15 protein-coding genes and 1 pseudogene are annotated in these 15,037 nt (G+C 67.7%); 11 read left to right on the top strand and 5 right to left on the bottom strand.

Annotated elements, in window-relative coordinates; genetic code table 11:
• Positions 1 to 128, top strand: a pseudogene (locus P2T65_RS20295) (IS5/IS1182 family transposase); the annotation flags it as partial.
• Positions 129 to 288: 160 nt separating this feature from the next.
• On the opposite strand, the gene P2T65_RS20290 reads toward P2T65_RS20295, so the two are convergent.
• The 3 genes from P2T65_RS20290 to phhA form a co-directional block, all read right to left on the bottom strand.
• Entirely contained in the window at positions 289 to 798 is a 510-nt protein-coding gene (locus P2T65_RS20290) for a hypothetical protein (RefSeq protein ID WP_276200570.1), read from the bottom strand.
• 471 nt (positions 799 to 1,269) lie between these two features.
• Positions 1,270 to 1,791: a cytochrome c gene (locus P2T65_RS20285; RefSeq protein WP_183315803.1), complete on the bottom strand. Its 522-nt coding sequence runs from the start codon at positions 1,789 to 1,791 to the stop codon at positions 1,270 to 1,272.
• A 104-nt stretch (positions 1,792 to 1,895) separates the two neighbouring features.
• Positions 1,896 to 2,771, bottom strand: a complete 876-nt coding sequence (gene phhA, locus P2T65_RS20280; RefSeq protein WP_276200569.1) for a phenylalanine 4-monooxygenase — start codon at positions 2,769 to 2,771, stop codon at positions 1,896 to 1,898.
• 271 nt (positions 2,772 to 3,042) lie between these two features.
• On the opposite strand from phhA, the gene P2T65_RS20275 reads away from it, so the two are divergent.
• From P2T65_RS20275 to P2T65_RS20240, 8 genes are all read left to right on the top strand, one after another.
• Positions 3,043 to 3,792, top strand: a complete 750-nt coding sequence (locus P2T65_RS20275) for a pyridoxine 5'-phosphate synthase (protein ID WP_071923671.1) — start codon at positions 3,043 to 3,045, stop codon at positions 3,790 to 3,792.
• Positions 3,793 to 3,800: 8 nt separating this feature from the next.
• Positions 3,801 to 4,205 carry a holo-ACP synthase gene (acpS, locus tag P2T65_RS20270; protein ID WP_055460565.1) on the top strand — a complete coding sequence of 135 codons (405 nt, stop codon included), beginning with the start codon at positions 3,801 to 3,803 and terminating at the stop codon, positions 4,203 to 4,205.
• Between the two features lie 208 nt (positions 4,206 to 4,413).
• Positions 4,414 to 5,184 carry a signal peptidase I gene (gene lepB, locus P2T65_RS20265; RefSeq protein WP_055460566.1) on the top strand — a complete coding sequence of 257 codons (771 nt, stop codon included), beginning with the start codon at positions 4,414 to 4,416 and terminating at the stop codon, positions 5,182 to 5,184.
• Positions 5,185 to 5,200: 16 nt separating this feature from the next.
• Positions 5,201 to 5,908 carry a ribonuclease III gene (rnc, locus tag P2T65_RS20260; protein ID WP_276200568.1) on the top strand — a complete coding sequence of 236 codons (708 nt, stop codon included), beginning with the start codon at positions 5,201 to 5,203 and terminating at the stop codon, positions 5,906 to 5,908.
• The gene (era, locus tag P2T65_RS20255) at positions 5,901 to 6,851 is read left to right on the top strand and encodes a GTPase Era (RefSeq protein ID WP_276200567.1); all 951 of its coding nucleotides are present in this window, start codon (positions 5,901 to 5,903) and stop codon (positions 6,849 to 6,851) included. The genes rnc and era overlap by 8 nt, the downstream gene beginning before the upstream one ends.
• A 30-nt stretch (positions 6,852 to 6,881) precedes the next feature.
• Complete coding sequence (recO, locus tag P2T65_RS20250; protein ID WP_055460569.1) at positions 6,882 to 7,616, top strand: DNA repair protein RecO; 735 nt, start codon at positions 6,882 to 6,884, stop codon at positions 7,614 to 7,616.
• Between the two features lie 139 nt (positions 7,617 to 7,755).
• The gene (gene parC, locus P2T65_RS20245) at positions 7,756 to 10,002 is read left to right on the top strand and encodes a DNA topoisomerase IV subunit A (protein ID WP_055460570.1); all 2,247 of its coding nucleotides are present in this window, start codon (positions 7,756 to 7,758) and stop codon (positions 10,000 to 10,002) included.
• Positions 10,003 to 10,014: 12 nt separating this feature from the next.
• A complete protein-coding gene (locus P2T65_RS20240) occupies positions 10,015 to 10,767 on the top strand; it encodes an AAA family ATPase (protein WP_276200566.1) in 753 nt (250 codons plus the stop codon).
• A gap of 664 nt (positions 10,768 to 11,431) precedes the next feature.
• On the opposite strand, the gene P2T65_RS20235 is transcribed toward P2T65_RS20240, so the two are convergent.
• A complete protein-coding gene (locus tag P2T65_RS20235; RefSeq protein ID WP_276200565.1) occupies positions 11,432 to 12,091 on the bottom strand; it encodes a Fe2+-dependent dioxygenase in 660 nt (219 codons plus the stop codon).
• Positions 12,092 to 12,198: 107 nt separating this feature from the next.
• Between P2T65_RS20235 and P2T65_RS20230 the strand changes: the two genes are divergently transcribed.
• Positions 12,199 to 13,056 (top strand): hypothetical protein, encoded by an 858-nt coding sequence (locus P2T65_RS20230; protein ID WP_276200564.1) that lies wholly within the window; start codon positions 12,199 to 12,201, stop codon positions 13,054 to 13,056.
• 3 nt (positions 13,057 to 13,059) lie between these two features.
• Positions 13,060 to 14,412, top strand: coding sequence for a cytochrome c peroxidase (locus P2T65_RS20225; protein ID WP_276200563.1), 1,353 nt, complete (start codon positions 13,060 to 13,062; stop codon positions 14,410 to 14,412).
• 49 nt (positions 14,413 to 14,461) lie between these two features.
• Here P2T65_RS20225 and P2T65_RS20220 read toward each other — a convergent pair whose 3' ends face one another.
• Positions 14,462 to 15,028 carry a biotin transporter BioY gene (locus P2T65_RS20220; RefSeq protein ID WP_071923676.1) on the bottom strand — a complete coding sequence of 189 codons (567 nt, stop codon included), beginning with the start codon at positions 15,026 to 15,028 and terminating at the stop codon, positions 14,462 to 14,464.
• Between the last annotated feature and the right edge of the window lie 9 nt (positions 15,029 to 15,037).

Here is a 15,037-nt window from a genome sequence, read left to right as displayed (position 1 = left end):
TCTTCAACAAGATCAAACACTTCCGCCGTATCGCCACCCGCTTCGACAAGACGGCGGAAAACTTCCTCGCCGCCGTGAAGCTCGCGTCCATCCGCATCTGGCTACGCGGTTATGAGTCTACGGCCTAGTGTTCCAGAGAGGTTCCAAGACTTTGGGAATTTGAAGCCCGCTTGAATAGCCCGCTCACGCAGCTGTGCCAATTCCGCTGGCGCATCGAAGCTCGCGAGGATTAGGAGAAGCTTGTCAAGCGAACGTAGCTCCCGATGGAGCCATTGCTTGAGGTCTCTCTCATTCAGCAAGCTTGGCACGAATGTTGGCCAATTCTGAAGACTTAATGGCGAAATTGTCATTGTTGAGCTGGTTCAACTTAGATCCGCCGATCAGCCCCCTTAATATAGCGCTCAAATTTGAGCTCATCGTTCGATTGTAATGGTTGGTTGCGGCCTTCATGGTATCCAGCAATTCCTTGCGACTGAAGCTATCTTGCTTTTTCACCACCTGAAGATGAGCCGCGGCGGCCATTGCAACCTCTGGGCCGGTTTTTGCCGCCAAGCGATCTGCTACCGAATTCACATGGAGATTAATGGCACCGCCATCGCCATTGCCGTTTTCAGCTGCGCTTGCGGTTTCAGCATCCGTGTCTTCCACCAACGATGCCGCTTTCGGTGCTTTGCCAATTGTCATTGCGGTCTCATGCAACTGCGCAATGAACTCCTTAACGTCGGCAACTGAAACAGGATGGTCGCTTTCGAACGAAAACTCGACATCGCCTGCACGCAATTGCAATTTCGTGCCCATCGAATCCCCCCAAGCTTATGCAAGAGGATGGTCACGAGAGATCCTATTGTCAATTTGAGCATTGCCTATCGATGCGGCCCGTAGCCGCTCTCGCAGCGCAGATGTACTCCCGATTCAGCTCGCCGTTTCGGCGGACTGCGACGTCCCTGGGGCATCTGGCCGGTTATCATTTGAGTTGCACTTTTTGCTTGACGAAGTTTCGCCGGTGTTCCCCCGTTCCTCGTCGCACCACCACATCCTCCGGCCCGATCTCGAACGGCGTCAGCTCCGGCTCCGTCCGCAGCCGCTTGGAGAGCGCGGCGAAATCCGCTCTCGCATCAGCACGAACAGGTCCTCGAACCGCTCGATGATGAAATGACCGCCGGCCGTCGTTGATGTCGTAGCCGGTGTGCAGGAAGCGGTTGACGTTCGGCGCCCTGCGCCGTCGGGCGGTGTGCCGGACTTGCCCGCGGTCGTTCCCGCCTGCCCAGCCTACTTCCCCGGCGCAGCCGCCGCCGTCTCCCCCGGCGGCAAGATCCGGAACGTGAACGTCGTCACCTTTTCCCCTGGACCAAACGGCCCCGGAACCTCGTGGCTGACGGGCGGCAGGCTCTTGAGATAGGCGGCGATCGCCATGGCGTCGTCGGGCGTGAGGTTGGCGAAGGCGTGCCAGGGCATGATCGGCGCGAGGATGCGGCCGTCCGGCCGCTCGCCGGTCTGGATCGCCGTCACGATCTGTTCCTTGGTCCAGCTGCCGATGCCGGTCTCGTTGTCGGGCGTGATGTTGCGGCCGACGAAGACGCCCTCGCCCGGGATCTCGAAGCCGACGTCGGAGCCGCCGAGAAAGCGCGACATGTCGGGTGAACCGAAGAGATAGCCCGGCGTGTGGCAGTCATTGCAGCCGCCGATGGTGACGAGATATTTGCCCCGCGCGACCTCAGCGTCCTCGGCGAGCGCCGGCAATGCCTGTGCGATGCCCGAGGCGGCCAGAAACACAAGAAGAATCCGTGACATGACTCTTCTCCCTCCGCTTGCCCGCGTCTTGGCCGGGAAGGATAAAACTTAACATAAACTGAAATCTTCTTCCATGCCGGTGGCCCCGACCGGCCGGGCGTGCGTTACTTGAGATGCACCTTCGTCTGCGGAAACTCGCGCCAGTACTCCCCCATCCCTTCGCGCACCACCACATCCTCCGGCCCGATCTCGAACGGCGTCAGCTCCGGCTCCGTCCGCAGCCGCGTGTACAATTCCAGAAAATCCGTCTCGCGCATCAGGGCGAACAGGTCCTCGAAGCGGTCGATGACGAAGTAGGTGGCCTGGAAGTCGTCGATGTAATAGCCGGTGCGCAGCACGCGTTCGAGGTCGAAGGCGAGGAAGTTGGCGGAGGGATCCTCGACCACGTATTTCGCCTCGCCGTAGGAGGAGGCGATGCCGGCGCCGTAGGCCTTGATGCCCTCGGGCTTGCGGATGAGGCCGAACTCGATGGTGTACCAGTTGAGCCGGGCGAGGAACTTCACGCCCTTGTTGTCGCAGGCGACGAGCCCCGTGCGGCCGTATTCGCGCATGTAGTCGGCATAGGCCGGGTTCGTCAGCAGCGGCACGTGGCCGAAGACGTCGTGGAAGATGTCGGGTTCTTCGAGATAGTCGAGCTGCGCCCGGCTGCGGATGAAGGTGCCGGCCGGGAAGCGCCGGTCCGACAGCATCTGGAAGAAGGGGCGCGAGGGGATGAGGCCGGGCACGGCCACCACCTCCCAGCCGGTGAGGCGCCTCAGGCGCTCGTTCATGGCGCGGAAGTCCGGCACGCCCTCGGGGCCGATGCCGAGGGCCGCGAGGCCGTCGAGATATTCCTGGCAGATATGGCCTTCCAGCGTCTTGCGCTGGCGATCGAAGAGGATGCCCCAGGTCGCGTGGTCCTCGGCGCTGTAGCGCTCCCAGTCCTGCGCGATGATGCAGTCTTCGACGCTCTGCGCGTTTAACACGGCGTGCGTGGCCATCGCTTGCCTCCCTGAGGTGCGGGAGCCGGCTGCGGATGCGGCCTCGCGACAGGCTCCGCCGGCATAACGCACGAAGCGGCGCGGCAGGTCCGCCCGGCCCGCAGGACGTCCTCGTCGATCATCGCGCCTTGCCCCCTCCGCGGCAAGGCTGCTTCCCGCGCGGCGGGATGGCTGGACGGCGCGACTTCGGCTAAACCCGTCAGAACTGGGCGGGGGCCCTTGCCGCACGCGAGCGGCCGGCGCCCGACGCCCGCCTGGAGAGCACGTCACCATGGCTTCCACTGTGAGACTGGGCGTCAACATCGATCACGTCGCCACCATCCGCAACGCGCGCGGCGGGGACCATCCCGATCCCGTGCGCGCGGCCCATGCCGCCGTCGCCGCCGGGGCGGACGGCATCACCGCGCATCTGCGCGAGGACCGGCGCCACATCCGCGACGAGGACATCGCGCGCCTCAAGGCCGAATTGCCGGTGCCGCTCAATTTCGAGATGGCGGCGGAGGAGGAGATGGTGGCGATCGCCCTCGCCACCTTGCCGCATGCCGCCTGCCTGGTGCCGGAGAAGCGCGAGGAACGCACGACCGAGGGCGGTCTCGACATCGTGACCGGCTATGCGCATCTGCGGCCCATCGTCGCCGAACTGACCGGCGCCGGCATCCGCGTCTCGCTCTTCGTCGAGCCTGACGAGGCGATCATGGAGACGGCGGCGGCGCTGCTCGCCCCGGTGGTCGAGCTGCATACCGGCTCCTATGCCGAGGCGGTTCTGGCGGGAGACGAGGCGCGCATCGCCCACGAGCTGGAGCGCCTGCGCAGGGCGGCGGCGCGCGCCGCCCATTACCGCATCGAGGTGCACGCCGGCCACGGGCTCACCACGGCCAATGTCGGACTGGTCGCGGCTATCCCTGAGGTGGCCGAGCTCAACATCGGCCACTACATCATCGGCGAGGCCGTCTTTATCGGGCTCGAGGCGGCCGTGCGCGCCATGCGCGCGGCGATCGAGGCCGGGCGCGCTGGCGCGTAAGGGATGCCATGATCATCGGCATAGGCTCCGACCTCTGCGATATCCGCCGCATCGAGCGCTCGCTGGCGCGCTTCGGCGAGCGCTTCACCCACCGCGTCTACACCGAGGGCGAGCGGGCGAAGAGCGACCGGCGCGCGGCGCGGGCCGCCTCCTACGCGCGGCGTTTCGCCGCCAAGGAGGCCTGCGCCAAGGCGCTGGGCACGGGCATGCGGCTCGGCGTCTTCTGGCGCGACATGGAGGTGGTCAACCTGCCCGGCGGGCGCCCCACCATGCGCCTGACCGGCGGCGCGCTGAAGCGGCTCGAGGAGATGACCCCGCCCGGCCACGAGGCCGTGGTGCACGTCTCGCTGACGGACGACCCGCCGCTGGCGCAGGCCTTCGTCATCATCGAGGCGCTGGCGCGGCCGGGTTGATCGTGCCACGCTCGCGCCGCAATCACATCCGCTATGGCCTGCGCGGGTTCGCGTTGCGGCGCGGAGGCGTATCGGCTAGACCGCAACGGATTCTTTGAACAGGCGCGGCCTGCGGCGGGCTTCCGCCGGCCGTCCCGCGCAATGGTTGGAGCCGCTCCACGTGGCGTCGAAACGTGGTCCGGTGAGGGTTCCCGAAAAGGCACGATCGATGGACGAGGCGCGCGTGGACGAAACGAAGAAGAAAGCCGAGCAGGGCGGCATTCTCGAGACGGTCAAGGTCATCGTCCAGGCGCTGCTGATCGCCCTCGTGGTGCGCACCTTCCTGTTCCAGCCCTTCAACATTCCCTCGGGCTCGCTGATCCCGACCCTGCTGATCGGCGACTATCTCTTCGTCTCCAAATATTCCTACGGCTATTCGCGCTATTCCTTCCCCTTCGGACCGCCGCTGTTCTCCGGCCGAATCTTCGGTTCCGAGCCCAAGCGCGGCGACATCGCCGTCTTCAAGCTGCCGAAGGACAATTCGACCGACTACATCAAGCGCGTCGTCGGCCTGCCGGGCGACACCATCCAGATGATCGATGGCGTGCTGCACATCAACGGCGAGGCGGTGAAGCGCGAACGCATCGGCAATTACGTCACGCAGGATTCCTGGGGTCGCGACATCGAGGTGCCGATGTACCGCGAAACGTTGCCCGGCGGCACGAGCCATGTCGTCATCGAACGCGACGGCGACCGCGGCTACTGGGACAACACCTATGTCTACAAGGTGCAGCCCGGCCATTACTTCATGATGGGCGACAACCGCGACAATTCCACCGACAGCCGCGACGAGAACGCCGTCGGCCAGGTGCCCTTCGAGAATCTCGTCGGCCGCGCCGAAATCATCTTCTTCTCCATCGGGGAGGGAAGCGCCGGCTGGAAGGTGTGGGAATGGCCGTGGACCGTGCGCTGGGAGCGCATCTTCAACCCGGTGAAGTGAAAGACGGTGCACTGACTTGGGCCGCAAATCCGCCGATACCGCCGCGCTCGAAGCGCAGCTTGCCTATTCCTTCGCCGACAAGGATCTCCTGAAGCGTGCGCTGACCCATGTCAGCGCCTCGCCCTCCGACAAGACGCGCTCCTACCAGCGTCTCGAGTTCCTGGGCGACAGGGTGCTCGGCCTGTCGGTCGCCGACATGCTGCTCGCCGCCTTCCCGGCGGCGGAGGAGGGCGAGCTGTCGCGCCGCCTCGCCGAGCTCGTGCGCAAGGAGAGCTGCGCCGAAGTCGCCCTCGCCTGGGACGTGGGGCCGCACCTGCACCTCGGCGACGGCGAAGTTTCCTCCGGGGCGCGGCGCAACCGTGCTATCCTTGCCGACGTGTGCGAGGCCATCGTCGGCGCGGTCTTCCTCGACGGAGGCTACGAGGCGGCGCGCGCGCTGGTCGAGCGGGCCTTCGCGGCGCGCCTCCACGCCCCGCGCCGCCCCCTGCGCGACGCCAAGACGGCGCTGCAGGAGTGGGCGCAGGGGCGCGGCCTGCCGGCGCCTACCTATGAGCTCGTCGAGCGTTCCGGGCCGGACCATGCGCCCGAGTTCGTCGTCGGTGTCAATGTCGAGGGCATGGCGCAGGCGCAAGGGCGCGGCACGGCCAAGCGCAACGCCGAGCAGGCGGCGGCCGAGGCCTTCCTGCTGCGCGAGAGGATCTGGACGGTGAACCAGGATGTCTGACGATAACGCCGGCGGAAACGCCGCAGAAAATGCTCCTGCGGCAGGCGAGGCGACGCGCTGCGGCTTCGTGGCCCTGATCGGCGCACCAAATGCCGGCAAGTCGACGCTCGTCAACGCCCTCGTCGGCACCAAGGTGTCTATCGTCTCGCGCAAGGTGCAGACGACGCGCGCCCTCGTGCGTGGCATCGCGCTCGAAGGCGAGAGTCAGGTCATCTTCGTCGATACGCCGGGCATTTTCAGGCCCAAGCGCCGGCTCGACCGCGCCATGGTGACCTCGGCCTGGGGCGGGGCGGGGGATGCGGATGTCGTCTGCCTCCTCATCGACGCGCGCAAGGGCCTCGACGATGAGAGCGAGGCCATCCTGGGCAAGCTCGCGGACATTCGCCAGCCGAAGGTGCTCATTCTCAACAAGGTCGACCTGGTGCAGAAGGAGAAGCTGCTTCATCTCGCCGCTGACATCAACGCCCGCCAGCCCTTCGCCGAGACCTTCATGGTCTCGGCGCTGTCCGGCAGCGGCGTCGCCGGCATGCGCGCCAAGCTCGCCGCCATGATGCCGCCGGGACCCTGGCTGTACCCGGAGGACCAGGTGTCGGACGCGCCGTTGCGCATGCTGGCGGCCGAGATCACGCGCGAGAAGCTGTTCGAGCGGCTGCACGACGAACTGCCCTATTCCTCGACCGTCGAGACCGAGCAGTGGCAAGAGATGAAGGACGGCTCGGTGCGCATCGAGCAGACCATCTATGTGGAGCGCGAAAGCCAGCGCAAGATCGTGCTCGGCAGGGGTGGCCAGACCATCAAGACCATCGGCTCGCTCGCCCGGTCGGAGATCGCCGAGGTTGCCGAGACGAAGGTGCACCTGTTCCTCTTCGTCAAGGTGCGCGAGAATTGGAGTGACGATCCCGCCCGCTACCGCGAGATGGGGCTGGAGTTTCCGAAGGGCTGAGCCCCGCCGGGCGTGCCATCCGGGTGAGCCATGGAATGGCAGGACGAAGGCATCGTGCTCGGCGCCAGGCGCCACGGCGAGGCCAATGTCATCCTCGAGCTGATGACGGCGGCGCACGGCCGCCACATGGGCCTCGTGCGCGGCGGGCGCTCGCGCCGCCTGCAGCCCGTCCTGCAGCCGGGCAATAGCGTCGCCGTCGTCTGGCGCGCCCGCATCGAGGAACACCTCGGCCTCTATGCGGTGGAGGCCACGGCCATCCGCGCCGCCCGTTTCATCGCATCCCCGCTCGCGCTTCACGGCCTCGGCACCCTGACGGCCCTGCTGCGCCTGATGCCGGAACGCGACCCGCATCCCGGCCTCTACGAGGCGCTGACCGTGCTCATGGAGCACATGGACGACCCCGCCATCGCCCCGGCGCTCATCGTGCGTTTCGAACTGGCGGTGCTTGCAGGGCTCGGTTTCGGCCTCGACCTTTCGAGTTGCGCCGCCACCGGCAGCACGCAGGAACTCGTCTATGTCTCGCCGAAATCGGGCCGTGCCGTCTCGCGCACCGCCGGCGAGCCCTACGGTGACCGGCTGTTGCCGCTGCCCTCCTTCCTGCGCGAGGGCGGCCTCGTCGACACGATCGGCGTCCGCGACGTGCTCGCCGGCTTCCAGCTGACGGGGCTCTTCTTCGCCCGCCACGTCTACGAGCCGCGCGGCCTTGCCGAGCCGGATGCCCGCCGGCGCCTGATCGAGTTTCTCGCGCGCGGCGAGGCGACCTGACGGAATCCGCTCCCCGCTCGCTGGAACACGGAGCGACGTCGCCTCGTTCCGCGAAGCACGGCTGCAGCAACCTGGACCCCCGTCGCACTTGCGGTGCGGCGCCATGTTCGCTACCCGTTCCCCAAGAGAGGAATTGGGAATGGGCAAGCCTGTCGATCCGCCGTCCGGTGGCAGCATCGAGAACATCAATCTCAAGGACGCGCTCGAGGAGCGCTACCTCGCCTATGCGCTGTCCACCATCATGCACCGGGCGCTGCCCGATGCCCGCGATGGCCTGAAGCCGGTCCACCGGCGCATCCTCTACGGCATGCGCCTCCTGAGGCTCGATCCCGGCGCCGCCTTCAAGAAGTCTGCCCGCGTCGTCGGCGACGTCATGGGTCAGTTCCACCCGCACGGTGACCAGGCGATCTACGATGCGCTTGTGCGCCTCGCGCAGGATTTCGCCCAGCGCTACCCGCTGATCGAGGGGCAGGGCAACTTCGGCAATATCGACGGCGATAACGCGGCTGCCATGCGCTACACCGAGGCGCGCATGACGGAGGTGGCGCGCCTCCTGCTGCAAGGCATCGACGAGGACGCCGTCGATTTCCGCGACACCTACGACGAGGCCAACCGCGAGCCCATCGTCCTGCCGGCAGCCTTCCCGAACCTCCTCGCCAACGGCAGCCAGGGCATCGCCGTCGGCATGGCGACATCGATCCCGCCGCACAATGTCGCCGAGCTGTGCGATGCCGCGCTCTACCTTATCGGCCATCCGCGCGCGTCTTCGGAGCAGCTCCTCACCTTCGTGCAGGGGCCGGACCTCCCGACCGGCGGCATCATCGTCGACGGGCGCGAATCGATCCTCGACGCCTACCGCACCGGCCGCGGCTCCTTCCGCGTGCGGGCACGCTGGGAGAAGGAGGATACCGGCCGCGGCGGCTGGGTCGCCGTCGTCACCGAGATTCCCTACGGCGTCGCCAAGGCACGCCTCATCGAGAAGATCGCGGAGCTGCTGCAGGAGCGGAAGCTGCCGCTCCTCGCCGACGTGCGGGACGAATCGGCCGAGGACGTGCGCATAGTGCTCGAGCCGCGCGCCCGCACCGTCGATCCCGTCCTCCTGATGGAATCGCTCTTCCGGCTCACCGATCTCGAGAGCCGCGTGCCGCTCAACATGAACGTGCTGACGGCCGGCCAAGTGCCGCGCGTGCTCGGCTTGGCCGAGGCGCTGCGCGAGTGGCTCGACCACCGCCGCGAGGTGCTGCTGCGCCGTTCGCGCCACCGCCTCGGCGAGATCGAGCGCCGGCTCGAGATCCTCGGCGGCCTGCTCATCGTCTATCTCGACCTCGACAAGGTGATCCGCATCATCCGCGAGGAGGACGAGCCGAAGGCCGAGCTGATGAAGGTCTTCTCCCTCACCGAGGTGCAGGCCGACGCCATCCTCAATACCCGGCTGCGCTCCCTGCGCAAGCTCGAGGAGATGGAGCTGCGCAAGGAGTTCGACGAACTCACTGCCGAAAAGAGCAGCATCGAGGAACTCGTCGCCTCCGAGGACAAGCAGTGGAAGACGGTGGCCTGGGAGGTCCGCGAGGTCAAAAAGACCTTCGGGCCCGAGACCCCGCTGGGGCGCCGCCGCACCACCTTCGCCGAGGCGCCGGAGGCGGCCATCATCGACCTTACGGAGGCCATGGTCGAGCGCGAGCCCGTCACGGTCGTCCTCTCCGAGAAGGGCTGGATCCGGGCGCTCAAGGGCCACGTGGCCGATTTCTCGACCCTGCAGTTCAAGGGCGACGACGCCCTCAAGGTGGCCTTCCACACGGAGACGACGGCCAAGATCCTGGTGCTCGCCAGCAACGGCAAGGTGTTCACGCTCGAGGCGTCGAAGCTGCCCGGCGGGCGCGGCTTCGGCGATCCGGTGCGCCTGATGGCCGATCTCGACGAGGGCGCGGATATCGTCGGCGCCTTCCCGTATCGGCCGGAGACGAAGCTGCTGCTGGTGTCGAGCGAGGGGCGCGGCTTCGTTGCCGCGGCCGATACCGTCGTCGCCAACACCCGCAAGGGCAAGCAGGTGCTCAACGTCTCCGCACCCTACAAGGCCGCCGCCTGCGTGCCGGCGGAGGGCGACCATGTCGCCATCGTCGGCGAGAATCGCAAGCTCCTGGCCTTCCCTCTCGCGCAGGTGGCCGAGATGGCGCGCGGCCGCGGCGTGCGCCTGCAGAAATACAAGGATGGCGGCCTGTCGGACGTGAAGGTTTTCGCCCTCGCCGAGGGTCTGACCTGGAAGGACACCTCCGGCCGCACCTGGACGGTGGCCGGCGACGACCTGAAGGACTGGCTCGGCAACCGCGGCGATGCCGGCCGCCTGCCGCCGAAGGGTTTTCCGCGTAACAACAGGTTCGGCGGCTGACGGGCAGCGAAGATGCGCAGGTCGCGCCCCGTCAACCTGCCGGCGCCCTATCTGAAGCGCGTCGCGCTGGTGCCGGAGAAGGTCGGCGACTGGGCGGCCTATCCCTTCTGCCTGCCGATGTTCCGGAAGCGGGAATTCGAGATCGCCTTCACCCATCCCGTCACCGTCATCGTGGGCGAGAACGGGGTGGGCAAGTCGACGCTGCTCGAGGGCATCGCCGTCAAGGCCGGCTTCGGCCATTTCGGCGGCGCGACCGGCCACCGGCTCGGCAGCCACGACGACGAGGCGACGCTTGCCGACGCGCTCGCGCTCTCCTGGCTGCCGCGCATCACGCGCGGCTATTTCTTTCGCGCCGAGACCTTCTTCTCCCTCGTGCGCTACATGGTCGAGGCCGCGAAGGAGCCGCTGAGCGGCCCGCCGCCCGACTGGCTGGAGATGTCGCACGGCGAGGGCTTCCTCGCCTTCTTCCGCGAGCGCTGCGCGGGGCAGGGCGTCTATTTCTTCGACGAGCCGGAATCGGCCCTCTCGCCTTCGCGGCAGATCGAGTTCATGAAGATCCTGCGCGCCATGGAGCAGTCCGGCCGTTGCCAGGTGGTCATCGCCACCCATGCGCCGCTCCTCATGGCCTATCCGGGCGCCGACCTCAGGATGCTCACCCGCGCCGGCCTGTTTCCGGCGCGTATCGAGGACACGGACCATTTCCGGGTCCTGCGCGAGTTCTTCCTCGACCCCGAGCTTTTCGTCGATTCGATGCTGGACGAGTGAAGGCGGGGGCGGGGCTGAAGAGCGTGGCACAACCTCTGCGCCCGTCATGGCCGGCTCGTCCCGGCCATCCACGCCTTCCAACCCTGCGCGAGCGTGAACGGCGTGGATGCCCGCGACAAGCGCGGGCATGACGGCGGAGACGGTTACGCAAATGGAACGGGAAGAGTGAGGCACAACCTCCCCGGTTCGTCATGGCCGGGCTTGTCCCGGCCATCCACGCCTTTCAGCCTTGCGCGAGCGTGGACGGCGTGGATGCCCGCGACGAGCGCGGGCATGACGGCGGGGACGGTTACGCAAATGGACCGGGAAGAGCGTGGCGCAATCTCTCCGCCCGTCATGGCCGGGCTCGTCCCGCCCATCCACGCCTTTCAGCCTTGCGCGAGCGTCACGGCGTGGATGCCCGCGACGAGCGCGGGCATGACAGTGGAGACGGCTGCGCAAAGGAAGCGGGAAGAGCGCGGCACAACCTCCCCGCCCGTCTTGGCCGGGCTTGTCCCGGCCATCCACGCCTTTCACCCCTGCACGAGCGTGGACGGCGTGGATGCCCGCGACAAGCGCGGGTATGACGGCGGAAGCGGTGGAAACGGCGAAATGGCGGAGACGGGGGAAGCGGTTCGAAGGCCATGCGGCGGTGCTTCCCCATCCGCCGGCCGTGCCGGTTTCCTCAATCCTCCGCCCACATGCGTGTCAGGTTCGCGGCGCATTTCGCAAGCAGGTCATATTCCGGCGTTTTGCCGTGCTGTTCGAACAGCTGCGTGCGCGCGGTGTCGAGGTCGAAGAGCAACTCGCGCTGCGCCCCGTCCCGCACGTAGCTGCGTGCCCAGCCGACCGCCGCGAGGCGTTCGCCGGTGCGCACGGCCTCGACGCGGTGCAGCGTCGTCGAGGGATAGGCGACGAGATGGCCGGCGGGCAGCTTGATCGCCTCCTCGCCCGCCGCGCTCTCGATGACGAGTTCGCCGCCCTCGTAGGTCTGCGGATCGGCGAGGAAGAGCGTGAAGGACACGTCCGTGCGCAGCCCGTGCATGATCGGGTTGTCGACATGCGTGCCATAGGCCCGGCCGGCGCCGTAGCGGCTGAAGAGGATCGGAGTCAGCGCCTTGGGCCGGACCGCCGCCGCAAAGACGGGATTGGCGAGGATGCGCGCCGAGATCCTCTCGCGCAGGCCCCGCACGGCCGCGCTCTCCCGCGCCTGCTCGTTGTCCTTGACGAGCCGGGCGCTGCGGCCCGCCGTCGCACGCCCGTCCTCGAAGGGCAAGTGGGCCAGCGTCTCCCGGGTCTGCGAGAGGTCTTCCGCCGTCAGGACATCGCCGATGAGGACGAGCATCTTTCATGTCTCCATTGACCGGAACGGGCATAGCAAATAGCTAAGGCTATGAAAATGAATAGAAATTTTAATTGTAACAATTCCATTCTCGGATCTGGAGACCAGCCATGATCAAGTCGAGGAAAGTCTGGGTCGGCCTCGGTGCGGCCGTGCTCGCCGGCACCGGCGTCGGCGCCCCCGCCGAGGCGCAGCCGCTGGCGCGCGGCATCGAGCAGGCGGCGCCCGGCGAGGCGTCGGCGGCTCGCCATCTCGTCCTGCGCGTGACGGAGAGCCATGCCGGCCATGCCCCGGCTGGGGATGGCGAAGGCGAGGGCGGCGGTGCCCAGCTGGCGCCGGACCTGCGCCTGACGCGCGATCTCGCCCTCATCAGCGGTCACCTGACCGTGGGCAACGAACTGGTCGAGGCGGGGCGCTGGAGCGAGGCGATGGTGCATTTCCTCCACCCGGCGGAGGAGCTCTACGGCGGCATCGCCGGCGATCTCGAGAGCTTCGGCATCCCGCCCTTCGCCGCGGCGCTCAAGGTGCTCGCCCAGACGGTGAAGGCGCAGAAGCAGGAGGCTTACGAGGGGGCGCTGAAGACGGTGCGCGATCGCCTCGCGGCCGCCGACGCGGCGGTGCAGGCGAAGACCGCCGACTGGCCGGGTCTGACGCTCGATGCCGTGCTCGAGGTGCTCAACACCGCCGGCGAGGAATACGAAGCGGCCATCGAGGACGGCAAGTTCAAGCTCGTCGTCGAGTATCAGGATTCGCGCGGCTTCATCCTTCAGGCCGAGCAGATGCTGGCGGCCGTCGCGCCCGACCTCGAGAAGAAGAACGCCGGGGCCTATGCCGCCCTGCAGCGCGAGCTGGGCGAGTTGAAGAAGGCCTGGCCCCATGCGGTCGCGCCGGACAAGCCGGTGCTCGACGTCTCAGAGGTGCTCGGGCTCATCGCCAAGGCCGAGATCGAGATCGGCAAGCTGATGTGAACGATGATGCGCGCCGCTAGCAGGTTCGGCACAGCCCTTGGCTGGGCCGTGCGGCGGCCGTGGCGCGCGGCCGCCGGTGCCTGCGCCGTCGTACTCTGCACCGGGCTGTCGGCGGCCGAAACGCCGCCTTCCGTACCAGCCGATGTCCTCGCCGCCTTTGCCCGTCCCGCGCGGCGCCCCTCCGCTGCGGACGACGATGCGCGGCAGGTCACGCTCGGTCAGGCACTCTTCTTCGACACGCGCCTGTCGGGGGATGGCAGCCTCGCCTGTGCGTCCTGCCACGATCCGCAGCTCGGCTTTGCCGACGGGGTACCGCGCGGCCGCGGCATCGCCGGCAGCCGCCTGCCGCGACACACGCCGGCGCTTTGGAACCTCGCCTGGGGCCGCACCTTTTTCTGGGACGGGCGGGCCACGAGCCTGGAGAGCCAGTCGACCGGGCCCATCGAGAGCCCGGTCGAGATGGGCGCAAAGCTGGAGGAGGTCGTTGCCCGCCTCTCGGACGATGCGGCGATGCGCACGGCCTTCGCCGAGGCCTTTCCCGAGCGCCCGGTGGTCGACAGGCTCAACCTGTCACGGGCGCTCGCCGCCTTCGAGCGCACGCTCGTCTCGCCGGTGACCCGCTTCGACCGCTTCGTGGCGGGCGAGCGCGACGCCCTGACGGCGGACGAGATCGCCGGCTTCCGCCTCTTCACCGGCAAGGCCGGCTGCGTCGCCTGCCACAGCGGCTGGCGCTTCACCGACGAGGCCTTCCACGACATCGGCCTTCCCGGCGACGACCGCGGCCGGGGCGCCGCCCTCGGCCTTGCGGCGGCCGATCACGCCTTCAAGACGCCGAGCCTGCGCGAGATCGCCTGGACGGCGCCCTACATGCACGACGGCGCTCTGGCGACGCTGGAGGATGTCGTCGCCCATTACGAGCGCGGCATCGTCGACCGGCCGACACTGTCGGCCGACCTGCCCAAGGGATTGTCGCTGAGCGAGGAGGAGAGGGGCCAGCTCATCGCCTTCCTCGGTACCTTGTCGAGCGAGGATCCGCCGCGACCGGCCTCGCTGCCGCCGCATGTGGAAGCGGCGCCGGGCAGCGTCGGGGCCGTGTCGGTGTCCACCATCGGCCAGGCCGGCAAGCGCTTCGCGCCGGATCACGTGCGCATCCGCGCGGGCGAGGGGCTCACCGTGGTCAACGACGACACCCGCACCCACAACGTGCGTGTCGACGATCCGCGCCTCGCTTACAGCTCCGGCGCGCAGGAACCCGGCGACAAGGTGGTCCTATCCTTCGAGGAGCCCGGGCAGTTCCTCGTCACCTGCGGCATCCACCCCGAGATGCGCCTTACGGTCGAGGTGGCGCCGAAATGAAAAGGGCGGGCCCGAGGCCCGCCCTTCCGGATCGAATCGTGTCGCGCGCTCAGCGCCGGCGGTCGAGCGCCACGACGCTCGCATAGGCGAGGGCCGACTTCAGCACCGTGCCGAGGATGAAGGGCACGAAGCCGGCGGCGATCGCCTTCTCGAAGCCGATGAGATGGGCGAGCCAGGCGACGCCCGGCACGAAGACGATGAGGTGGCCGACGAGGAGCGAGACCGCGAGCTTGCCGTAGTGGCGGTTCCAGCCCTGGTCGGCGAGCCAGCCGACGAAGGCGGCGGCGAGGAGGAAGCCCACGAGATAGCCGCCCGTCGGCCCCATGGCGTAGAGGAGCCCGGCATTGCCGCCGGCGAAGAGCGGAAGGCCGGCGAGGCCCTGCGCGAGATAGGCCACCAGCGTCTCGCTCGCCAGGCGCCAGCCGCAGAGCGCGCCGACCAGCAGCACCGCATAGGTCTGCATCGTCATGGGCACCGGATACATCGGCACCTCGATCCAAGCCGAGGCCGCGATGAGCCAGCTGCCGAGAAGCACGACGGTGGCCCGGCGCAGGGCGGAGGAACCGACAAGACGCGCCAGGGGCGCGGCATGAGGGGTGGAGGTGGTGTACGACATCAGGGGACT

The organism is Chelatococcus sp. XZ-Ab1 (assembly GCF_029309855.1).
Taxonomy (GTDB): domain Bacteria; phylum Pseudomonadota; class Alphaproteobacteria; order Rhizobiales; family Beijerinckiaceae; genus Chelatococcus_A; species Chelatococcus_A sambhunathii.
The sequence above is the reverse complement of the archived record's forward strand: the minus strand, read 5'-3'. Positions and strand labels throughout refer to the sequence as shown.